Origin of the sequence: Actinomadura chokoriensis, from assembly GCF_039529475.1 — a bacterium.
GTDB lineage: Bacteria > Actinomycetota > Actinomycetes > Streptosporangiales > Streptosporangiaceae > Spirillospora > Spirillospora bangladeshensis.
Window position 1 is genome coordinate 168970 of sequence record NZ_BAAAMW010000008.1, and the last position, 22010, is coordinate 190979.

Sequence of the window (22010 nt, forward strand, 5' to 3'; positions counted from 1 at the left end):
CCCCTATCGCCGGTCGGGGCGGACGATGTACCAGGCACCCGACGGTGTGACCCAGATCAGCAGGCCGGGCCAGACTTGGACGAGTCGCCAGTCGGGGCGCTGTTTCAAGCGGTGGTGGCGTCTGCAGAGGGGCGCCAGGTTGCAGAGGCACGTGACTCCGGGCCGCCACGGCACCGTGTGGTCCAGGTCGCACCGGTGGGATGGCTGGTTGCAGCTCGGAAACACACACGTGGCGTGCCGGGCTTCAACCTCTCGGCGCATCGCGGCGGGAGGCCGGTAGCCGGGCCGCCCGTGCACCTCGTCGTCCCCTCTGCACGCCGCCTCCCGGGCTTCGGCAAGCTCCTGCCGGATGCGCTGCACAGCGCGGCGAACGGCACCCGGCAGCTCCCGCGATGAGGCACGGCCGCTCACGTGGGCCAACCGCTGCCCGATCACGTCCGCCAGCATGAAAACCTCGGCATCAGCGCAAGCTCGCCCACCCACCGCATCGGCCTCGGCGGGGGCGACGCGGGACGATGCCAAGCGCACGCCCCCCAGGGCATGGAGGTGGGGTGCTGTCGTATGACTGCTCGCCATATCGCCAGGCTCCAATGCGAGAACATCGGACGCGCTCACCTGCGCTGGGACGGGAGCCGAATGACCAGGCCGGTGCGGTGCGAAATGGGTGGGTGCGGCCGTCTGCCGGAGGTCGGGACGACCATGCGCCTCCGCGGGAAGGGAAGGTCGGACATCGGCCGCCGGGACCGGCTGAGGAGTGTCGGCGCAGGTCTGGGTCAACAGGTCGCGGATCGCCTCGGGGAGAGGTGAGCCCTGGAGGAGTTGCTTGGCCAGGTCGGCCCGGATCATGTTGAGGGGGCGAGTGTCGCCATCCGACTTGATGCCGTGTGCGGCGGCGGTGATCTTGTTGTAGATGGCGTGGGCATCCTCGGTGGCGAGGTCGCACAGTGCCAGGTCGGAGGTCCCGGACGGGGTGTCCCACAGTTCGAGGCGCCGTTGCCGGACGGCTTCTCGTTTGCGTTCCGCGATGGCCTCTGGCGCCAGGCGCTGGACGATCCGCCTGATCCGGCGACGGAGTTGCCCGGTGGTCTGAGTGGACGCCTTCTCCAGCGCCGCAGCCTGGACCCGTTGGGTGGTCTGCTCGGGAAGGCCGTCGGTCAGGTCGCTGATGACACGAGCCTTGGCCAGGTCGACGCGTCCGGCCTCCAGTGCGGCGCCGGTGTCGGCGAGCGGGCCGGTGAGCTGTTCGGCGAGGTGGAGAAGGGTGGCCGAGGCGTTGCTGGTGATCGTGAGGGCGGCGGCGACTTCTTCGGTCACCGAGTCGCGGGCCGACAGGATCCGGTAGTCGGGGTCGCCGTCGGCCTCAGCGCGTGCGCGGCGCCCGGTGAGTTCTGCGATGGCCGCCAATTCCCGGGCCTGTGCCCAGGATGTCTGGCGGCGGGCCGCAGCCGCGACCTGGAGGAGTTCGTCGTCGGTCAGATCGGCCAGGCGCTCTTTTCCACCGGACAGGCAGATGGCCAGTTGCGGCCCCGGAGGGAACCACTCCTGATCTTCCCATTCACGCTGACCGCCAAGCACTACTGAGGGCGCTGAGGGCGCTGACATCGGAGCCACCTCCCATCTAAATCCGCTCCTTAATTGTAGCGCACCCCGGCATTGACATTGTCGACATTCTGGACACGCCACATTTCTGTCACCCCTTATCTTTCGCTCTCAGAAACAAAAGGACGCTCCTTGCGGTCTGCGTCCATCCAACGGTCGGTCGCGGGCTGAGCACGGCTTTATCGGGAATGGGGTGGTTGCTCTAGGCGGACGGTTGAGGTGACCCCTGCAGCCCAGCGCAAAACCCCAGGTAGTCACCGGCTGGAGTCACGTTGGTTGCGGTTGTCGGGTTGGGGTCTTGTGCTCGGGTGAAGGTCAGGCGCGTGGTCCGCCCAAAAGGCGCGCTTCGCGCGCCCCTTCACCGACAACCGGGGCCAGGGATGTCCTCGCTGCCCGTCCGTCCTTCCTGTGCCGCGCGCAGCGCGGCACACAGCAGCAACCACGCACCAAACAGCACGATAAACACCCATCCTCCAGCCACCGACCGCAACCAACGTGACAGCAACCGGCGCCAACTAAAAGAAGCGCGCCCGCCTACGGAAGGCCACCGCAACCGTCCACCTACAGCAACCACACAAAAACCGGTAAAAAGAAGACCCCAGCCCCACGCACACCAGACAGGGAAACGACAGAGGCAAACCGGCAACGGGAAACGTAACCACTACCAGCACCACAAGCATGGCCACCACCTCGACGAGGCATAGGTGCTGACCTCCGGGCAACGATGAGTTCCGCCGACCAGGACGGTCTACCCCAGTAGGACGGAACGACGGTGAAAGCTCGACCACCCGAGAGGACGTCAGATGACCACTACTCAGCCCAAGAGCACGAAGCTCGACAAGGAGTTCACGGCCCGCCTGCAGAAGAGTTCTGCCAAGGGCGGGTGGACGTACGTCGTCTGGCCCGAGTCGGCGACGTTCTTCCGGACGCGCGGGCTCGTCAAGGTCAAGGGCACCATCGACGGACACCCCTTCCAGGGCTCGTTCATGGCGCTCGGCGACGGCAACCACAAACTGGCCGTGAAGGCGGAGATCCGCCGGGCGCTCGGCAAGGACGTCGGCGATGAGGTCACCGTCCACCTCGCCGAGCGCCTCGGCTAGCCGGTCAGCCGACCAGCCAGCCAGCCAGCCAGCCAGCAAGTCAGCCAGCAGAGGCCAGCAGCTCAGCAGGTCAGCGGGTCAGAATCCGAGGTCGCTCCAGAAGGAGCAGTTGCTCGTCTTCGTGGTGTCAACACGGTGGATGCCGCCCGCCCCAGGCGCCAGCGACAGGACGTCGCCCGACGACCGGTAGCGCGGCCAGTGCGGGCCCTGCCGCGCCGCAGGCTTGCCGTTGTGGGCGAACGACGTCCAGTAGCCGACCATCGCGTCGGAGAGCCGGGTCTGCTCCGGGTTCAGGTCCCCGAGCAGGCCCGGGAACAGGTACGTCAGCTCGCTGGCGTGCTCGGCGCCCTCCTCGAAACCGGGAACGTCCAACAGCGGAGGGGCCGTACGGTCCGCGAACTGGTACGCGTACACCGGGACACCCGCACGCTTGAGCTGCTGGAACGCGTCCTGGTGCCGGCAGGCGGACAGGACCTCGTTGGAGTCCGTCTGGACGGTGGCGAGCGCGACCCTGGGGTCCGGGTAGTCGGACGCCGGGTAGCGGGCCAGGATCGCATCGGCGGCGGCACCGTAGGTGGAGCGGACGATGTCCTCGTACTCTGCGGCGGTGATGGGGTTCGGATAGGCGAGCGAGACGAACAGGCGCCACTCGTCCAGGGTGTTGCCGTGCATGACCGGCACCCGGTTGAAGCGGCCCCGTTCGATCGCCTCAGCGGGCTGCAGCGGCAGGACGCGGTCGCCGCCCGCGACGGGGCCGACGTTCAGGCCCTTGGCCTCGAAGACCTCCAGCAGCGTCTTGACGGGCACCGCGCGCAGGCACGCGGCGTCGGCGGCGGGTGAGCCCTTGGCGCAGCCCACGGCCTCCGCGAGCGCCGCTCCCTCGTCCTCGGCGGACGCTTCGGTGCGGACGGGCGCGACGCAGGTGAAGCTCTGCGCGATGACCTTCTGGAACAGGCCCGCGGCGGTGGGCGAGGCGAGGTTGGCGCACGCGTCCTGGGCGCCGGCGGACTCGCCGAACATCGTCACGTTCCGCGGGTCGCCGCCGAAGGCCCCGGCGTTGCGCTGCACCCAGCGCAACGCCGCCTGCTGGTCGAGCAGGCCGTAGTTGCCGGCCTGGTAGCGGCGGTCGGCGCCGTTCTCCAGGCCCTGGTGCGCGAGCCAGCCGAACGGGCCGAGGCGGTAGTTGACGGTGACCACGACGACGTCGCCGTCCGTGGCGAGCTTGGCGGCGTTGTAGATGCTCCCCGCGCCGGTCACGTTGCCGCCGCCGTGCACCCACACCATGACGGGCAGGCCGCGCCGGTGGCGGCGCGCGCTGTCCGGTGTGGTGACGTTCAGGTAGAGGCAGTCCTCGGCGTAGGACGTCGGACCGCCGTAGGGCGCGGGGAGCTGCGCGCACTGGTCGCGCGGGGCCGTGGCGTCGTAGACGCCCTGCCACGGGCGCGCGGGCTGCGGTGGCCGCCAGCGCAGGTCGCCGGTCGGCGGTGCGGCGAAGGGGATGCCCTGGAAGATCCGGTAACCGGGCTGGGACTGGCCGCGTACCGGCCCGAGGTCGGTGCGGACGACGGCGGACGGTTCCGGCGCCCGCTGCTGGGCCATGGCCGGAGCGGCGGCTCCTCCTAAGAGAAGCGCGGACGCGAGCAGCGGGATGGCGGTGAGCCTCACGAGGTCCCCTTTCGGCATGATCCTTCTGACGCCCCCCGATCACAAATGAGAACCCGTTTCCAGTGGGGATGCAAGAGACCCGGTGCGCAGATCGTCCGGTAAGTGATCGTTGTACTGTTCCTCCCGTGACCCCGGAAAACACCGTCTCGCTGGGACGACGCCTCTGGACGATGCTGGTCGTGCTCGGCTTCGTCGGGCAGCTCGCCTGGACGGTCGAGAACATGTACCTGAACGTGTTCGTCTACGACACGATCAGCGGGAACCCCGACGTGATCGCGGCCATGGTGGCGGCGAGCGCGGTGGCGGCGACGGTCGCGACGCTGACGATCGGCGCGCTGTCGGACCGGATGGGGCGCAGGCGCGCGTTCATCGCCGGCGGCTACGTGGTGTGGGGCCTGTCCACGGCGGCGTTCGGGCTGGTCAGCGTGGACGCGGTCGCGGAGGTCGCGCCGTTCGCGGACGCGGTCGTGGTCGCGGCGGTCACCGTCGTCGTCCTCGACTGCGTGATGTCGTTCCTCGGCTCGGGCGCGAACGACGCCGCGTTCCAGGCCTGGGTGACGGACGTGACCCGGACCGAGAACCGGGGACGGGTCGAGTCGGTCCTGGCCGTCATGCCGCTGATGTCGATGCTGGTCGTCTTCGGCGGGTTCGACTGGATGACGCGGGACGGCCAGTGGTCGCTGTTCTTCCTCGTCATCGGGCTGATCATCGCGGTGGCCGGGGTCGTGGCATGGATCTTCGTCCGCGACCGGCCGGTGGACAGCGCCGACAGGCCCGAGGGCGGGTACCTCACCGCCCTCGTCCACGGGCTGCGTCCCTCGGCGGTGCGCGAGAACCCGGGCCTGTACCTCGCGCTCTCGGCGTGGTGCGTGTGGGGGATCTCCACGCAGGTCTTCCTGCCGTACCTGATCATCTACCTGGAGCGGTACCTGGAGATCACGGGGTACGCGCTCGTGCTCGCCGTCGTCCTGACGGGCGCGTCGGCGGTCACCGTGCTGGCCGGGCGGGTCATCGACCGGGTCGGGAAGGTCCGGTTCCTCGCACCGGCGATCGCCGTGTACGCGGCGGGGCTGCTGCTGATGCCGCTCGCGCGCGGCATGGTCCCGGTGATCGGCGCCGGTCTGGTGCTGATGTCCGGGTTCATGCTGGTGCTGGCGCCGGTCGGCGCGCTCGTCCGGGACTACACGCCACCGGGACGCGCCGGGCACGTGCAGGGGCTCCGGATGGTGTTCGCCATCCTCGTCCCCATGATCGTGGGACCGTGGCTCGGCGCCGCCGTCATCAAGGGCGCGGACGAGCGCTACGAGGAGCTCGGCGTGGTCAAGCACGTCCCGACCCCGGCCATCTTCCTGGCCGCGGTGGCCGTGCTGGTGCTGATCGTCCCGCCGGTGCTGGCGCTGCGCCGCCGGGACGCGCGGACGAAGGAGGCGGTGTGATGCTCACCAGGTGGGGCAAGGCGCTCGATCCGGACACGGTGCTGCCGGAGTATCCGCGGCCGCAGCTCGTCCGCGCCAGTTACCTCAACCTCAACGGGCGCTGGGAGTACGCGTTCGCCGACGCCGCTCCGGACGGGCCGGCGGAGTACGAGGGCGAGATCGTCGTCCCGTTCTCGCCCGAGTCGGCCCTGTCGGGGGTCGACCGGCAACTGCTCCCGCACGAGACGCTCTGGTACCGGCGGGACGTCCGGCTGCCGGAGGGGTTCCGTCCCGAGGGGCACCGGGTCCTGCTGCACTTCGGGGCCGTCGACCAGACCTGCCGGGTGACGGTCAACGGACGGGAGGCGGGCCGGCATGAGGGCGGCTACCTCCCGTTCTCCTTCGACATCACCGACCTCCTGGAGGACGGCGCCGGAACCCTGGTGGTGGAGGTCCAGGACCCGTCCGACACGGGTGACCGCGGCTGGGGGAAGCAGAAGCTGAAGCGCGGCGGCATCTGGTACACGGCCCAGTCCGGCATCTGGCAGACGGTGTGGATCGAGTGCGTGCCCGAGGTGCACGTCGAGCGGCTGACGCTCGTCCCGCACCTGGACGAGTCGTGCGTCGAGGTGACGGTCCACGCAGCCGCCGGCAGCGCCCGTATCGAGCTTCATGCGGACGGCGAGGTCGTCGCACGCGCCGAATCGAACGCCGGCGAGCCCGTCCGGATCCCGATTCCGGACGTCCGTCCCTGGAGCCCGGAAGACCCCTTCCTCTACGGCATCACGGTGGAACTCGGCACTGACCGGGTCGAAGGCTACGTCGGGATGCGGTCGTTCGGCGTCGGTCCCGACGAGGACGGCGTCCCGCGGCTGCTGCTCAACGGCCGCCCCTACTTCCACGCCGGTGTCCTCGACCAGGGCTACTGGTCGGACGGCATGTACACGGCGCCGTCCGACGAGGCGCTGGTGCACGACATCGCCACCATGAAGGCCCTCGGGTTCACCATGCTCCGCAAGCACATCAAGGTGGAGCCGCTGCGCTGGTACTACCACTGCGACCGGCTCGGCATCCTGGTCTGGCAGGACATGGTGAACGGCGGCGGCCCGTACCGTCCCGAGGTCGTCACGGCACCCGCCGTGCTCCCGCTGCGCCTCGACGACCGCAGGCACAAGCGTTTCGGACGTGACGACGCCGGCTCCCGCGCGCGCTTCCGCGAGGAGACGCGGGAGACGATCGAGCACCTGCGCAACGTGGTGAGCATCGCCGTCTGGGTGCCGTTCAACGAGGGCTGGGGCCAGTTCGACGCGGCCGACATCGCCGCCGAGGTCAAAGCGCTCGACCCCACCAGGACGATCGACCACGCCAGCGGATGGCACGACCAGGGCGCAGGCGATCTGCGCAGCCTCCACGTGTACTTCCGCAAGTTCCGCGTCCCGCGCCGAACGGACCACCGCGTGCTCGTCCTGTCCGAATACGGCGGATACAACCTGCGGGTCGACGGCCACGCCTTCAACGACAAGGACTTCGGCTACAAGCGCTACGACTCCGCCGCGCGCCTCGGCGCCGCGTTCGCGCGGCTGCACGCGCGGCAGATCGTCCCGGCGATCCCGCGCGGGCTCAGCGCGACCGTCTACACCCAGCTCTCCGACGTGGAGGACGAGCTGAACGGCCTGCTCACCTACGACCGCGAGGTGTGCAAGCTGCCCGAGGACCTGGTCCGCGCGGTGAACGCGCGCCTCACCAGCGCGGTCGGCGCGGCGGTCACCAGCGCTGCCGGGCCTCCTCCGCCCACCCGGTGAGCCCGTCGACGTCGATCCAGGCGCCGTCGTCGGTCTGGACGCGCCCGCTGAAGTGCCCGAAGCACTGGTGGGTCTCGGTGCCGACGACGCCCAACTCGGTGCGCGACACCTTCTCGTGGAAGGGACGGAACTCGATCTCGACCCGCTTCCCGGCAATCGTCCAGGGACGCAGCCAGTCGGACGTGTCGTAGGTCCAGGACAGCTCCTCGCCGATCTTGTGCAGACGCCCGTCCACGAAGACCGCGTTCTCGGTCATGCCGGTGCCGTCCGTCCACTTGCCGCCGAACTGCAGCGCCAGGCCGGGCCCGCTCGCCGCCGCCCAGTTCCACGTCATCCGGTAGGGCCACTTGCCGCGCCCGTGGTCGAGGACGGCGAAGGCCCCTTCCTCGATCTCGTACTCCCCCGAGGGCAGCGTCAGCCGCCCGGCCACCGGACGCCCGACGTCCTTCACCGTGTACTGGAACCGCCGGGACCCCCACGGGATCACCACGCCGAGCGACTCGTGCCCCTCCGGCAGCGGAACCTCCACATCGAGGTCGACCACGCCGGGCGCCAAGGCCCGCACCCGCGACCCCGACGGGCTCTGCCGGACGCCGACCGCCACTCCCCCGCCCCGCACGGACGCCTCGCCCGCACCGCTGCGGTCGGGGAACACGGCGCCGCGCGCGAACGGCACCACGGCGTCCTTCGCGAACTCCTCGCCGGTCTCGCGGTCGAGCACCCACACGCCGTGCACCCCGGCGTAGTCGATCGACGAGGCCACCAGCCCGACGATGTGCCGGGGCGTGACGATCCCCCAGTACTCCCACCTCTTCACCCGCCCCCACCCGCGCAGGTTGGCGCGGTGCAGCGGCTTCCGCGTCCAGCCGACCGCGTCCGGGTCGAGGCGCCCGTCCGGCAGGCACAGCTCGACGGGCTCGGTGATCTCACGCTCATGCGTCAGCTGGGTCGGCATGGTCAAAGACTAGGGGGCCGACCGCGACGGCATGCCCGCACGCCCCCTCGCCGGGCCGCTTCGCGGCGGCCGTGGCGCCGCTCCCTCTGCAACGGTTCAGGGGCAGGACACGCGGCGTTTAAATAAGTCCATACCTCGGCCAGAGTTTTTCTGGTGCCGTACCTGCCGATCTCTCCATGGTGATCATTGAACCGCCCTGGAGCGCCGCGGAGCACGACCGCGCGCTGGACCGGCTCGCGGCGCGGGAGAACTTTCCGGTGGCGGCGCGGCTGCTGCCCGCCCGGCACCGCGCCGATCTGCGGGCCGTCTACGGCTTCGCGCGGCTCGTCGACGACATCGGCGACGAGGCGCCGCCGGAGCAGCGGTCCAAGCTGCTCGGCCTCGTGGACGACGACCTGGACCGCGTGTTCGCCGGCCGGACGCCGAGCCTGCCGCAGCTGAGGCGGCTGGCGGGGACGGTGCACGCGCACCGCGTCCCCGAGGAGCCGTTCCGCGATCTCGTCCGGGCCAACCGGCGGGACCAGGTCGTCCACCGCTACGAGACGTTCGATGAGCTGAGGGGCTACTGCGCGCTGTCCGCCGCGCCGGTGGGACGCATCGTCCTGCACCTGTTCCGCGCGCACCGGCCGGCACTGGTGGCGGCGTCCGACGACGTGTGCACGGCGCTGCAGGTCATCGAGCACTGCCAGGACGCCGGGCAGGACTACCGGGCCGGGCGCGTCTACCTGCCCGGCGAGGACCTGCGGCGGTTCGGCTGCGCCGAGGAGGACCTCGGTCGCGCGGTGACGCCGACGCGGCTGCGCGGCGTGCTGGCGCTGGAGGCCGGCCGCGCCGCCGAGCTGCTGGACCGGGGCACGCCGCCGCTCATGGCCGGGCTGACCGGATGGGCGCGGATCGCGGTCGCCGGCTACGTGGCGGGCGGGCGCGCGGCGCTGTCGGCGCTGGCGCGCGGGCACTACGACGTCCTCGCGCGCCAGTTGCGCGCGCGGCGCGCGGCGGTGCCCGTCCGATGGGTGCGCGTTCTTGAAGGGGGACGGCGATGACGGTGGTGCCCAGAGCGCGCGCGAGCGCGGACGCACCGCACGGTCGAGGGAGGACGGCGATGACGGTGTCGCCCGGGGGGCGCGCGCGAGCGCGCACGCACCGCACGGTCGAAGGGGGACGACGGCGATGACGGCGCTGGAGGCGTGCGAGCGTTCCGAGCGGGTGGTCGAGGCGTACCGGCACTGCGAGCGGGTCGTCCGCGAGGAGGCCCGCAACTTCTCCTACGGGATCCGGCTGATGCCGGCGCCGAAGCGGCGGGCGATGAGCGCGATCTACGCGTTCGCGCGCGGCATCGACGACATCGGGGACGGCCCCGAGCCGGCGTGCGTGCGGCTCGACCTGCTCGACCGGACGCGGCGGCGGCTGCTGACCGTCCAGGACGTGCTGCGGCGCCGCGCCGACGTCCGGGCGCTGGAGGGGCATCCGGTGCTGACCGCGCTGGCGGACGCGGCGGGCCGCTACCCGATCCCGCTGGAGGCGTTCGACGAGCTGATCGACGGTTGCGAGAACGACGTGCGGGGCGCCGACTACGACACCTTCGACGACCTGCTGCGCTACTGCCAGCGGGTCGCGGGGACGGTCGGGCGGCTGTCGCTCGGGGTGTTCGGGTCGGACGGCCGGCAGCGCGCGGAGGGCCTCGCCGACTCGCTCGGCGTCGCGCTGCAGCTCACCAACATCCTGCGCGACCTGCGCGAGGACCGGCTGGCGGGCCGCACCTACATCCCGCGCGAGGACCTGGACCGGTTCGGCTGCACGCTGGAGCTGGACGAGTCGGGCACGTTCATCGACCCGCCGTGGCGGCTGAACAAGCTGGTCGGCTTCCAGGCGGAGCGGGCCCGCGCCTGGTACGCCGAGGGGCTGCGGCTGCTGCCGCTGCTGGACCGCCGCAGCGCCGCCTGCACGGCGGCGATGGCGGGCATCTACCGGCGGCTGCTGGACACGATCGCCGCGCAGCCGTCGATCGCGCTGCACAGCCGGGCCTCGCTGCCCACATGGCAGAAGGCCGTCGTGGCGGCGCGCGCGCTGTCGGGGGTGGAGCGGTGAGCGTCGTCATCGTCGGCGGCGGGCTCGCGGGCATCAGCGCCGCCATCGCGCTGCAGGAGTCGGGCGTGCCGGTGACGCTCGTGGAGTCCCGGCCGTGGCTGGGCGGCGCGACGCACTCGTTCGTCCGGGGCGAGCTGAGCGTCGACAACGGGCAGCACGTGTTCCTGCGGTGCTGCTCGGCCTACCAGGGGCTGCTGCGCAGGCTCCGCGCCGACCACCTGGTGGAGGTGCAGGACCGGTTCGACGTCGCCGTCCTGCGGCCGGGCGCGGCGGCGGCGCGGCTGCGGCGGGCACGGCTGCCGAGCCCGCTGCACCTGCTGCCCGCGCTGGCCCGCTACGCGCCGCTGGCGCCCGGCGACCGGCTCCGCGCGATGCGCGCCGCGGCCGGGCTGGGCCGCCTCGACCCCGCCGACCCCGTCCTCGACACCCTGTCGGCGGGGACGTGGCTGGCCGAGCGGGGGCAGCGGGCGTGGGCGCGGCAGGCGCTGTGGGGGCTGTTCATCACGGCCGCACTCAACGCCGAGGTGGACGACGCGGCGATGGGCCTGTCGGCGATGGTGTGCAAGCGGGCGCTGCTGGGCCGCGCCGACGCCGCCGACATCGGGATCCCGCTCGTCCCGCTGGAGGAGCTGCACGGCGGCCCGGCGCTGCGCCGCATCGCCGAGATGGGCGGGACCGTCCGGCTGAAGTCGAAGGTCGAGGCCGTCACCACCGACCCGAAGGTGGTGGTGGACGGCGAGCCGATGGCCGCCGACGCGGTGATCATGGCGGTGCCGCACGAGGCGGCGGCGCGGCTGCTGCCCGCGCAGGCGCTGCCGGAGCCGCTGCGCTGGCCCGAGCTGGACGCCAGCCCCATCGTGAACGTGCACGTCGTCTACGACCGCAAGGTCATGGACGCGCCGTTCGCCGCCGCGGTCGCCTCGCCCGTCCAGTGGGTGTTCGACCGGACGGCGGTCAGCGGGCTGCGCCGCGGCCAGTACCTGGCGGTGTCGCTGTCGGCCGCCGACCGGTGGATCGACATGCCGACCGCCGAGCTGCGCGCCCGGTTCGTCCCGGAGCTGCGGCGGCTGCTGCCGGCCGCGCGGGGCGCCGCCGTCCGCGAGCTGTTCGTGACGCGGGAGCGGCGGGCGACGTTCCGGCAGAGTCCCGGCAGCGCCGCGGCCCGGCCGAGCGCGGCGACGCGGGCACCGGGGCTGTTCCTCGCCGGCGCGTGGACCGACACGGGCTGGCCCGACACGATGGAGGGCGCCGTGCGCAGCGGCCTCACCGCCGCGCGCCTGGTCCGCCGCCACCTGGAGGGGGCGAGGGACCGATGACGCGCCCACCCGCCGGCTCTCAACCGATCCATCACCGCTTGGAAAGGGGTGAGGGACCGGTGACCGCCGCACCATCCATCGGCTCTCAACCGATCCATCGCCACTTGGAAGGGGTGAGGGACCGGTGACCGCCGCACCATCCATCGGCTCTCAACCGATCCGTCACCACTTGGAGGGGGTGAGGGACCGGTGACCGCCGCACCATCCATCGGCTCTCAACCGATCCATCGCCACTTGGAGGGGGTGAGGGACCGGTGACTGCCGTTCCGGTCTCGATGACCGATGTCCGGGAGCTGGTCGACGGTGCGCTGCGCGCCGCCGTCGGCCGGCTCGATCCGCGCACGTACCGTGTCGCGGCCTACCACCTCGGCTGGACGGACGAGGAGGGCCGTCCGCGCAAGGCGCCCGTGGGGAAGGCGCTCCGTCCGGCGCTCGCCCTGCTCTCGGCGCGCGCCGCGGTGGCGCCGCCCGAGAGCGCGCTGCCGGGAGCGGTCGCGGTGGAGCTGACCCACGCGTTCTCGCTCCTGCACGACGACATCATGGACGGCGACCGCACCCGCAGGCACCGTCCCGCCGCATGGACGGTGTTCGGCGAGCCGTCGGCGATCCTGGCCGGCGACGCGCTCCTCGCCCTCGCCGGCGAGGTCCTGCTGGAGGCGCCCGGCCAGGGCTCGGCGAAGGCGGCGCGGGCGCTGTCCACCGCCACGCGCCGCCTCATCGCCGGCCAGTCGCTCGACATGGACTTCGAGACGCGCCGGCAGATCAGCGTGGACGAGTGCGTGGCGATGGCGTCCGACAAGACCGCCGCGCTGCTGGCGTGCTCCTGCTCGATCGGGGCCGTCCTGGACGGGGCGCCGGAGTCGCTGTCGGACGCGCTCGAAGCGTTCGGCGCGGAACTCGGCGTCGCGTTCCAGCTGGTGGACGACCTGCTCGGCATCTGGGGCGACCCCGAGACCACCGGGAAGCCGGCCATGTCGGACCTGCGGTCCCGCAAGATGTCGCTGCCGGTCGTGGCCGCGCTGAACTCCGGCGCGCCGGAGGCCGCGAAGCTCGCCGAGCAGTACGCGCGGCCGGAGCCGTCCGAGGACGACCTGGCCGAGACCGCCGCGCTCGTGGAGGCCGCGGGCGGGCGCGCCTGGGCGGAGCTCGAGGCCGAGAGCCGCATCCAGCGCGCCGCCGAGGCGCTGCTGTCCGCCCGCCTGCCGGACTCCGTCCGCGCCGAGTTCCTCCGCATCGCCGACTTCGTCACCCGCCGGGACCACTGAGAGATCCGGAACTGCCGATGACAACGCTGGAAACACCGGAAACACCCGAGGCCACCGCGCCGCGGACCGCCGCCGAGGCGCTGGAGGCCGCCCGCGACCACCTGCTGCTGCTCCAGTCCCCGCAGGGCTGGTGGAAGGGCGAGCTGCAGACCAACGTCACGATGGACGCCGAGGACCTGCTGCTGCGCGAGTTCCTCGGCATCCGCACCGACGAGGACACCCATGAGGCGGCCCGCTGGATCCGGTCGCAGCAGGCGCCCGACGGGACGTGGGCGAACTTCCACGACGGCCCGCCGGACCTGTCCACGACCGTCGAGGCGTACGTGGCGCTGCGGCTCGCCGGGGACCTGCCGGACGCCGGGCACATGATCCGCGCCGCCGCCTACATCCGCAGCGAGGGCGGCGTCCCGGCGACCCGCGTGTTCACCCGCTTCTGGCTGGCGATGTTCGGCCGCTGGCCGTGGGACGAGCTGCCGGTCGTCCCGCCGGAGATGCTGTTCCTGCCGCGCTGGTTCCCGCTGAACGTCTACGACTTCGCGTGCTGGGCGCGGCAGACGATCGTCCCGCTGGCGGTCGTGGGGGCGCTGCGTCCCGTCCGGCCGCTGCCGTTCGGGCTGGACGAGCTCGTCCCCGACTACGACGTCCCGCGGCCGAGGAGGCGGGCGCTGCCCGGCTGGGACACGGCGTTCGCGGCGCTCGACACGGCCCTGCACGCGTACCAGCGGCACGCGCCCCGGCGGCGCCCGCTGAAGGGGGTGCGGGACGCGGCGCTGCGCCGCGCCGGCGAGTGGATCGTCGCGCGGCAGGAGCGGGACGGGTCGTGGGGCGGCATCCAGCCGCCGTGGGTGTACTCGCTGCTGGCGCTGCACCTGCTCGGCTACGGCCTCGACCACCCGGTCATCCGGCGCGGCCTGGACGGGCTCGAGCGGTTCACGATCCGGGACGAGCGGGGGCGGCGGCTCGAAGCCTGCCAGTCCCCCGTCTGGGACACCGCCCTCGCGATGAACGCGCTCACCGACGCGGGCTTGAGCGCCGGGCATCCGGCGCTGGAGCGGGCCGCGGAATGGGTGATCGGCGAGGAGGTGCGGGGCCCCGGCGACTGGTCGGTGCGGCGCCCCGACCTGCCGCCCGGCGGATGGTCGTTCGAGTTCGACAACGACGTCTACCCCGACGTCGACGACACCGCCGAGGTCGTGATCGCGCTCGACCGCGTCCGGCACCCGAAGGCGGAACCGGCGATCGAGCGGGGCGTCCGCTGGATGGCCGGGATGGTGTCGGCGGACGGCGGGTTCGGCGCGTTCGACGCCGACAACACGCGCACGCTGTGCCGCAGGCTGCCGTTCTGCGACTTCGGCGAGGTCATCGACCCGCCGTCCGCCGACGTCACCGCGCACGCCGTGGAGGCGCTGGCGCACCGGGGCATGGCCGACTCGCTCCTCGCCAAGCGGGCCGTGGTGTGGCTGCTGAAGGCGCAGGAGCCGGACGGCTCCTGGTTCGGCCGGTGGGGCGCCAACCACGTGTACGGGACGGGCGCCGTCGTCCCGGCGCTGATCGCGGCGGGCGTCCGGCCGGAGAAGCCGGTGATCCGGCACGCGGTCGGCTGGCTGGCCCGCCACCAGCGCGACGACGGCGGCTGGGGCGAGGACCTGCGCTCCTACCGCGACCGGTCCTGGGTCGGGCACGGGACGTCGACCGCGTCGCAGACCGCGTGGGCGCTGCTCGCGCTGCTCGCCGCCGGCGAGCGCGGCCCGGTCGTCGAACGCGGGATCCGGTGGCTCGTCGAGCACCAGCGCCCGGACGGGACCTGGGACGAGGACCACTTCACCGGCACCGGGTTCCCCGGCGACTTCTACATCAACTACCACCTGTACCGGCTGGTGTTCCCGCTCTCGGCGCTGGGCCGGTACCTGAAGGGATCCTGACCATGGGGATGCCACTGCGGCAGAGCCTGCGCGTCGGCGGGTACGTCCTGCGCAACAAGCTGGCCGGGCGGACGAAGTACCCGCTGATCATGGAGCTGGAGCCGCTGTACGCGTGCAACCTGGCCTGCGCGGGCTGCGGGAAGATCCAGCATCCGGCGGACGTGCTGAAGCAGCGGATGCCGGTCGAGCAGGCCATCGCGGCGGTCCGCGAGTGCGGGGCGCCGATGGTGTCGATCGCGGGCGGCGAACCGCTCATGCACCCGCAGATCGGCGAATTGGTCGAGCGGCTGGTCGAGATGAAGCGGTACGTGTTCCTGTGCACGAACGCGGCGCTGATCCCGAAGAAGATCGACCGGTTCGAGCCGTCGCCGTACTTCGCGTGGGCCGTCCACATCGACGGGCTGCGGGAGCGGCACGACGCGTCCGTGTGCAAGGAGGGCGTGTTCGACCAGGCGGTCGAGGCGGTGAAGATGTGCCAGGAGCGCGGCTTCCGGGTCACGACGAACACGACCGTGTTCAACACCGACACGCCGCAGACCGTCATCGACGTCCTCGACTACCTGAACGACGACCTGCGCGTCGACCAGATGATGATCTCGCCGGCGTACGCCTACGAGAAGGCGCCCGACCAGGACCACTTCCTCGGCGTGCAGGAGACCCGGAACCTGTTCGCCAAGGCGTTCGCGGACGGCCGGCGCAAGCGCTGGCGGTTCAACCACTCGCCGCTGTTCCTCGACTTCCTCGAAGGGAAGATCGACTTCCCGTGCACGGCGTGGGCGATCCCGTCGTACTCGCTGAAGGGCTGGCAGCGGCCCTGCTACCTGATGGACGACGGCTACTGCGACACCTACCGGGAGCTGCTCGACACGACCGACTGGGACGCCTACGGCCGCGGCCGCGACGACCGCTGCGCGAACTGCATGGCGCACTGCGGCTACGAACCCACGGCCGTCTTCGCGACGATGAACTCGCTCAAGCAGTCCCTACGCGCAATGCGCAGCGTCTAGACGACTCGCGCCGCCGGGCAGCCCGCCGCCGGGCTGGGCGCTTGGGCTCGCTGCCGGTGAGCGTCCGAGAGGCTCCATCGGCTCGTTGGCCACGGCGTCCTGCACCGCTGGGTTACTCAGGCTCGTTGGCCACGGCGCCGTGCACCGCTGGGTTACTCAGGCTCGTCTCGGTGGCGCTTGGGCTCGCCGGCGGTGAGCGGTTGATCGGGGGCGTCCTGAGCTGCTGGGTTACTCGGGTTCTTCGCGGAGTTCTTCGATGACGTCGTGGACGGCGTCCATGAAGGCGTCGGCGTCGTCGGCGAGGCCCGGGTCGAGGGAGACGCCGAAGCACAACTCGCGGTCGACGCCGAGCGCGGCGATCGCGAGCGGTGCGCCGGGGGCGAGCGGGACGATCGGGTAGACGGCGGTGAGCGGCGCGCCGGCGAGGCTGAGCGGCTTGTCCGGGCCCGGCAGGCTCGACACGGTGCCCTGGAGGAAGCGGCCGCTGTAGGACATGCGGGCGAAACGGGCGTGCAGCGGGCCGGGCATGACGCGCCCCGCCTGCCACATCACGAACCAGGCGGCCTGCGCGCGGGTCCCGGACCGCAGCACGCGGCTGCGCTCGGCGATCAGCGCGAGGCGGTCGGGCTCGGCCATCTTCCCGACGGGCAGGTCCACCATGACGGCGGTGGTGTGGTTGCCGACCATCGCGCTGCCGGGCGGCCGCATCATGAGCGGCACGGCGACGCGGCAGGTGTCGGGCCGTCCGTCGTCCTCGCTGACGACGCGGTTGAGCGCGCCCGCCACCGCGCACAGCACGACGTCGGTGACCCGGGCGTCGTAGCGGCGCCCCACGTCCCGGACCGTCGCGAGCGGCAGTCGCATCGAGCCGAACCGGCGCTCGGACGTCCCGCCGGCGGGCAGCCGCTCCGGCTTCGCCACGGCGGTGGCGAGCTGGCCGAGCCCGACCACGGTCGCGAGCGCCTTCTGGAACGGCCTGCGCGGGAACCGGGCGCCGAGGTTGTCGGGCGGCGGCTCCATCAGGTACATGGCCTGCGCGACGATGCCGACGCCGTCCGCGACGACGTGGTGCATCAGGTAGACGACGGCGGTGCGGCCGGGCTCGGCGCCCTTCATCACGACCATCCGCCACGGCGGCCGGTCGAGCGGCAGCCGCTCCGACTGGATCTCGGCGACGGCGGCGCGCAGCCCGGCCATCCCGTCGACGTGCCGCTCGGCGACGTGCCATTCCCAGTCGACCGGGTCGTGGTCGCGCCAGACGGGGCGGCGCCAGCGGCCGCGGCGGACGAGCCGCTGCCGGAAGCGGGGCAGTCCGGGGAGCCGCTCGCGGATGACGCGGACGAGGTCGTCGCGTCCGACCTCGCCCCGCGAGGTGTCGAGCATGATGACGCCGCCGGCCTGCTGCGGCGCCGCGGGCGTCTCCACGGAGAGGAAGAAGGCGTCGGGTCCCTGGACGCGGCCGACGGACGGATGGGCGATGCGCTCGGCGATGTACACAGAGACCACCACAAAGGGGACGGCGGCCACCGCGTCCACGAGGAAGTGGTTCGCGGTCGCCAGGATGACGTAGAGGGTAAGAAGGATGTGCCCGACGTTCAACCACTGCACCCACCGCTTCGCCTTCACGCGGGCGAGCTCGACGCCGACCCACAGCGTCCAGGCCATGTGCAGGGAGGGGACGGCGGCGTACCGGTCGGCGTGCTCGACCATCGGCGAGCCCCATGACCCCCATGTGCGGCCCTCGAGGACGGTGTCGACGAAGCCGAGGTCGGGTATCAGCCGCGGCGGCATGACGGGGAACAGCGCGAAGCAGGCGAGGCCGGCCAGGTTGAGCATGACGAACGCGTTGCGGGCCGTCCGGTACCGCTCGGGATGGCGGAGGAATAACCAGGTCAGCAGCGCCAGCGCGCTCGCGATGTAGGTGATCGCGTACTCGTAGTTGGCGAGGACGCGGAGGGCCGGCTGGTCCGCCAGCCAGCCGTTGAGGGCCGGCTCGATGTCGATGTGCAGGGCCTGCTCGAACCGGTACAGCATCTCCCCGTGGCCGCGGGCCGCCGCCTGCCTGGACTGCTCGGGCAGCATCGTGACCAGGGAGTACACCGCGAAGAGCGCCAGGCCGAGCAGCAGCTCGTTCCTGGCGCGGGGCCTGCGGCCGGCGGCCTCCGGTGTGCGGACGGCCTCGCGCGCGGTCAGCGCCTCATGTGTGCCCATCGTCCCCCTCGCACCAGGGAGGTACCCAAGATTCGCAAAACCAGGTATCGGAGATCATGCCCGGTTCGCTCACAGCGAAGCCTGCCCCGATCGGCGGAATCTCCCGGAACCTTCTGGCTCATCCGTACGTATTCGATATATCGTTGTCGTATCGCGAGGGATCATAGAGAGATCTCAGAAGGTGGTGTAGAACATGGGACACATGCACGGGCACGGCCCCTGGGGCCGCGGCGACCTCCCGAACCTCGGCGCGCTGTTCGGCGGCGGCGCCCCGTTCGGCGGAGGGCCCGGCGGATTCGGTCACGGTCCCGGCCCGCGTCCCCCCTGGGCGCGCGGGCGCGGCGGTCCGTGGGGACGCGGCGCCGGCGGCGGCAGGGCGCGCAAGGGGAACGTCCGCGCGGCGATCCTCGTGCTGCTGGCCGAGGAGCCGCGCAACGGGTACCAGATCATCCAGGAGATCAACGAGCGCAGCGGCGGAGCGTGGAAGCCGAGCCCCGGCGCCGTCTACCCGGCCCTCCAGCAGCTCGCCGACGAGGGCCTGATCACCGGGGACGAGGCCGGCGGGCGCCGCACCTACCACCTCACCGACGAGGGCCGCGGCTACGTCGAGGAGAACGCCGACCGGCTCGCCGAGCCGTGGGCGGAGATGACGCCCGAGTTCGGCGAGGGCGTCCCCGAACTGTTCAAGCAGGCCGCGCAGACGGGGGCCGCGGTGATGCAGATCGTCCACTCCGGCTCGCCCGGCCAGGTCGCGCAGGCGAAGGACGTCCTGGCGGAGACCCGGCGCAGCCTGTACCGCATCCTGGCCGACGACCTGGAAGACCCGGGGCCGACGGCCGCCGACGACGAGGAGTAGAGATGGCACGCCAAGACGAGATCCGCATCGGCGACGCCGAGCGCGACGCCGTCATGGTCGCCCTGCACGACCACTTCGCCGAGGGGCGCCTGGACCGCGGCGAACTGGACGAGCGGCTCGACGCTGTCCTGTCCGCCAAGACGCGCGGCGACCTTCGCACCCTGGTCAAGGACCTGCCGCCCCCGACCGGCCTGCCCGAACCGGAGAAGACGCCGGCCCTCGGCGCACCCCTCATGTTCGGCGGCCCGGGGCACCCCGCGTGGCAGCACCACCGCCACATGGCCCGCCGCCACCACGGCCCCCGCTTCCCGGCGTTCCCCCTCCTCCTGGCGGTGTTCCTGGTACTGACCTTCACGATCGGCCCGGGCACAGGCGTCCTGGCCGTCCTGCAGATAGCCCTGGTCATCTGGATAATCCGCGCAATAACCCGCCCCCTCCGAACCCGCCACTCCCCCCACCCCTAACCCCGCCGAGACGACGGTTCGAGCAGGGGCGTCGACGGCCGCACGAGCACAGGCACCGACAGTTACGGCTCTCGCATCGGCGGTACAGCACGGGCGTTGTCGGCCGCACGGGCGTGGAGGTGGACGCTGACGGCGGCGTGAGCTTGGCTCTTGGAGCCCTGGCACGGCGCTGGTGGTGGATGCAATCGGGTGTGGGGCGAGGCGCTTGTTCGAGGTCACTTCTGCTCGGCTGGTCGTGGGGGCGGTTAGTGCAGGTTGGCGTCTCGGGCTATGAGGCCGGCTTGGGTGCGGTTGGCGCAGCCGAGCTTGTCCAGGAGGCGGGAGACGTGGCCCTTGACGGTCGCTTCGCTGAGGTGGAGGCGGCGGGCGATCTGCGCGTTGGACAGGCCTTGGCCCAGGGAGGCGAGCACCTGCGTCTCCCGTTCGGTGAGGCCGCCGAGGAGGGTGCGCGTACGGTCTCGGTCGGACGCGCGGCCGGTGGCGGTGCCGACCAGGCGCATGGTCGCGGCGGCCGACATCACCGTGTGCCCGTCGGCGGCGACCCGGACCAGTTGCGCCAGGTCTTCGGGCGGCGTCGACTTCAGCAGGAAGCCGGCCGCGCCGGCGCGCAGGGCACGGATCACGTACTCGTCGGCGTCGAACGTGGTCAGTGCGACGACGGCGGGCGGGGAGCGCAGCGCGGCGATCCGCTCGATGGCGGCGAGGCCGTCCACGCCCGGCATCCGCAGGTCCATGAGGACGACGTGCGGGCGGTACCGGACGACGGCCTCCACGCCGGCGGCCCCGTCGTGCGCCTCCGCCACCACCTGGAGGTCGTCGGCCGCGCCGAGGATCGTGCGCAGGTGCGCGCACACCATCGGCTCGTCGTCCACGAGCAGCACCGTGATCTGGGTTCTCCTGCCGGGAGTGGCCCCCTCCGCCCCGCCGGTGTTCATGGTCAGGGACGCCTCCCGGACTTCCCGTCGCTCATGAGGCGGGCCCCATGACCGGAACGTAGGCGGGCAGGGACGCCGCCACGCGGAAACCGTCGCGATGCGGACCGGCGGTGAACGTCCCGCCGATCAGCTCGACGCGTTCGCGCAGCCCGGCGAGGCCCGTGCCGGAGCCGCTGGCGGCCAGCTCCTCGTCCGGTTCGCGGGCGGGGGCGGCGCTGCGGATGCTCAGCTCGACGCTGTCGGCGCGGTAGTGGACGTCCACGTTGACGGCGGCGCCGGGCGCGTGCTTGCGCGCGTTCGTCAGCGCCTCCTGGACGACCCGGTACGCGGTGCGTCCCACGGCGGGCGATGCGGATGGCGGATCGCCGCGCACCGCCAACTCCACCGGGACACCGGCCGCCGTCGACTCGGCGACCAGCGCGGACAGGTCGGGCAGCGGCTCCGCTGGGCCGTCGCCCGGGCCCCGGCGGAGCAGGCCGATCACGTCGCGGAGTTCATCGAGGGCCTGGCAGCCGGTGCCGCGCAGTTCCTCGGCCGCCGCGCGGGTGGGCTCGTCCGGCGCCCGGATGCGCAGTGCCCCCGCCTGCAGCACCATCAGCGTCACCCGGTGCGCGACGACATCGTGCATCTCGGCGGCGAGCCGGGCGCGCTCCTCCGCGCGGGCCTGCTCGGCCAGCAGGTGCTGTTCCCGCTCGGCGCGCTCGGCCCGCTCGGCGAGCCCGTGAATGACGCGGCGGCGTGCGGCCGCGTACATGCCGAGCAGCGCCCCGCCGGCGACCATGCCCATGCTGCGGAAGATCATCGCGTCGACGCTGCCGGTCTCCGCGGCCGTGAAGGGCCGCATGGCGGAGTCGGGGAGCACGTCGCCGAGGAGCCCGATGGGCAGGAGCAGCGCGGCGATGGGCAGCCCGCGCGTCCAGACCGGGCGACCGCCGTCTCGGGGGAACGCCATCACCGCGTAGGCGGCGAGCGGCGCGGTGGGCGGCCACCAGACGGCCGGGCTGAGGCTGTGGTCGGCGTCCGTCCGCAGCAGCGTCCCGGGGGCGGCCAGTTCCACGAGCCAGACGAGGACGGCCACCGCGGCGGTGATCCAGCCGACCGTGAGCGGAGCGCGGCGGCGGAACAGCAGGGCGAGGACGGGCACGAGGAACAGCACCGGCATCGCGCCGCCGCGCCAGCGGACGATCACGTCCGGGCCCGCGATGGTGGACGAGGTGAACGCCGCCCCGGACAGCACGACGAGGACATCGGCGGCCAGGTCTCGGGGCCGTCCGGCGGGAAGGAGCCGCGCGAGGGCGGGAAGCGGCGATGGCGGGCGCACATCACCACCGTACGCAGCCCGGGCGGCGCCGCCACCCCTACGAAAGTCGTGTTCCCGCGCCGTTCGTAGGGGTCGGTCACGACCTTCCG

General features: G+C 72.3%; 17 protein-coding genes. 11 read left to right on the top strand and 6 right to left on the bottom strand.

Going from position 1 to position 22010, the window contains the following annotated elements:
• Positions 1-3 precede the first annotated feature (3 nt).
• Complete coding sequence (locus tag ABFX46_RS19575) at positions 4-1602, bottom strand: HNH endonuclease signature motif containing protein (protein WP_346043945.1); 1599 nt, start codon at positions 1600-1602, stop codon at positions 4-6.
• Between the two features lie 800 nt (positions 1603-2402).
• Between ABFX46_RS19575 and ABFX46_RS19580 the strand changes: the two genes are divergently transcribed.
• Complete coding sequence (locus tag ABFX46_RS19580; protein WP_346043947.1) at positions 2403-2699, top strand: DUF1905 domain-containing protein; 297 nt, start codon at positions 2403-2405, stop codon at positions 2697-2699.
• A gap of 78 nt (positions 2700-2777) precedes the next feature.
• Here ABFX46_RS19580 and ABFX46_RS19585 read toward each other — a convergent pair whose 3' ends face one another.
• The gene (locus ABFX46_RS19585) at positions 2778-4364 is read right to left on the bottom strand and encodes a carboxylesterase/lipase family protein (protein WP_346043949.1); all 1587 of its coding nucleotides are present in this window, start codon (positions 4362-4364) and stop codon (positions 2778-2780) included.
• Positions 4365-4489: 125 nt separating this feature from the next.
• Here ABFX46_RS19585 and ABFX46_RS19590 point away from each other — a divergent pair, with 125 nt between their 5' ends.
• Both ABFX46_RS19590 and ABFX46_RS19595 read left to right on the top strand, forming a co-directional pair.
• Positions 4490-5800, top strand: coding sequence for an MFS transporter (locus ABFX46_RS19590; RefSeq protein ID WP_346043950.1), 1311 nt, complete (start codon positions 4490-4492; stop codon positions 5798-5800).
• The gene (locus tag ABFX46_RS19595) at positions 5800-7581 is read left to right on the top strand and encodes a glycoside hydrolase family 2 protein (protein ID WP_346043951.1); all 1782 of its coding nucleotides are present in this window, start codon (positions 5800-5802) and stop codon (positions 7579-7581) included. Before ABFX46_RS19590 ends, ABFX46_RS19595 begins: the two co-directional genes overlap by 1 nt.
• Here the strand turns inward: ABFX46_RS19595 and ABFX46_RS19600 are convergent.
• Positions 7544-8536 carry a DUF2804 domain-containing protein gene (locus tag ABFX46_RS19600; RefSeq protein ID WP_346043952.1) on the bottom strand — a complete coding sequence of 331 codons (993 nt, stop codon included), beginning with the start codon at positions 8534-8536 and terminating at the stop codon, positions 7544-7546. The genes ABFX46_RS19595 and ABFX46_RS19600 overlap by 38 nt on opposite strands.
• Positions 8537-8712: 176 nt before the next feature.
• Between ABFX46_RS19600 and hpnC the strand changes: the two genes are divergently transcribed.
• The 6 genes from hpnC (at position 8713) to hpnH (ending at position 16134) form a co-directional block, all read left to right on the top strand.
• Positions 8713-9579, top strand: a complete 867-nt coding sequence (hpnC, locus tag ABFX46_RS19605; RefSeq protein ID WP_346043953.1) for a squalene synthase HpnC — start codon at positions 8713-8715, stop codon at positions 9577-9579.
• Positions 9580-9706: 127 nt separating this feature from the next.
• Positions 9707-10624, top strand: a complete 918-nt coding sequence (locus ABFX46_RS19610; protein ID WP_346043955.1) for a phytoene/squalene synthase family protein — start codon at positions 9707-9709, stop codon at positions 10622-10624.
• A complete protein-coding gene (gene hpnE / locus ABFX46_RS19615) occupies positions 10621-11940 on the top strand; it encodes a hydroxysqualene dehydroxylase HpnE (RefSeq protein WP_346043957.1) in 1320 nt (439 codons plus the stop codon). The genes ABFX46_RS19610 and hpnE overlap by 4 nt, the downstream gene beginning before the upstream one ends.
• Positions 11941-12194: 254 nt before the next feature.
• Positions 12195-13205, top strand: a complete 1011-nt coding sequence (locus ABFX46_RS19620) for a polyprenyl synthetase family protein (protein WP_346043959.1) — start codon at positions 12195-12197, stop codon at positions 13203-13205.
• 17 nt (positions 13206-13222) lie between these two features.
• The gene (shc, locus tag ABFX46_RS19625) at positions 13223-15127 is read left to right on the top strand and encodes a squalene--hopene cyclase (protein WP_346043961.1); all 1905 of its coding nucleotides are present in this window, start codon (positions 13223-13225) and stop codon (positions 15125-15127) included.
• Positions 15128-15129: 2 nt separating this feature from the next.
• Positions 15130-16134, top strand: coding sequence for an adenosyl-hopene transferase HpnH (hpnH, locus tag ABFX46_RS19630; RefSeq protein ID WP_346043963.1), 1005 nt, complete (start codon positions 15130-15132; stop codon positions 16132-16134).
• Positions 16135-16362: 228 nt separating this feature from the next.
• Here the strand turns inward: hpnH and ABFX46_RS19635 are convergent, their stop codons facing one another.
• Complete coding sequence (locus ABFX46_RS19635) at positions 16363-18345, bottom strand: bifunctional phosphatase PAP2/O-acyltransferase family protein (RefSeq protein WP_346043965.1); 1983 nt, start codon at positions 18343-18345, stop codon at positions 16363-16365.
• A 193-nt stretch (positions 18346-18538) separates the two neighbouring features.
• On the opposite strand from ABFX46_RS19635, the gene ABFX46_RS19640 reads away from it, so the two are divergent.
• Together ABFX46_RS19640 and ABFX46_RS19645 are read left to right on the top strand one after the other, a co-directional pair.
• Entirely contained in the window at positions 18539-19201 is a 663-nt protein-coding gene (locus tag ABFX46_RS19640; RefSeq protein ID WP_346043966.1) for a PadR family transcriptional regulator, read from the top strand.
• Positions 19202-19203: 2 nt separating this feature from the next.
• Entirely contained in the window at positions 19204-19665 is a 462-nt protein-coding gene (locus ABFX46_RS19645; protein ID WP_346043968.1) for a DUF1707 SHOCT-like domain-containing protein, read from the top strand.
• A gap of 245 nt (positions 19666-19910) precedes the next feature.
• On the opposite strand, the gene ABFX46_RS19650 is transcribed toward ABFX46_RS19645, so the two are convergent.
• Together ABFX46_RS19650 and ABFX46_RS19655 are read right to left on the bottom strand one after the other, a co-directional pair.
• Positions 19911-20600: a response regulator gene (locus tag ABFX46_RS19650; RefSeq protein ID WP_346043970.1), complete on the bottom strand. Its 690-nt coding sequence runs from the start codon at positions 20598-20600 to the stop codon at positions 19911-19913.
• 31 nt (positions 20601-20631) lie between these two features.
• Positions 20632-21921 (bottom strand): sensor histidine kinase, encoded by a 1290-nt coding sequence (locus tag ABFX46_RS19655; protein ID WP_346043972.1) that lies wholly within the window; start codon positions 21919-21921, stop codon positions 20632-20634.
• Positions 21922-22010 lie beyond the last annotated feature (89 nt).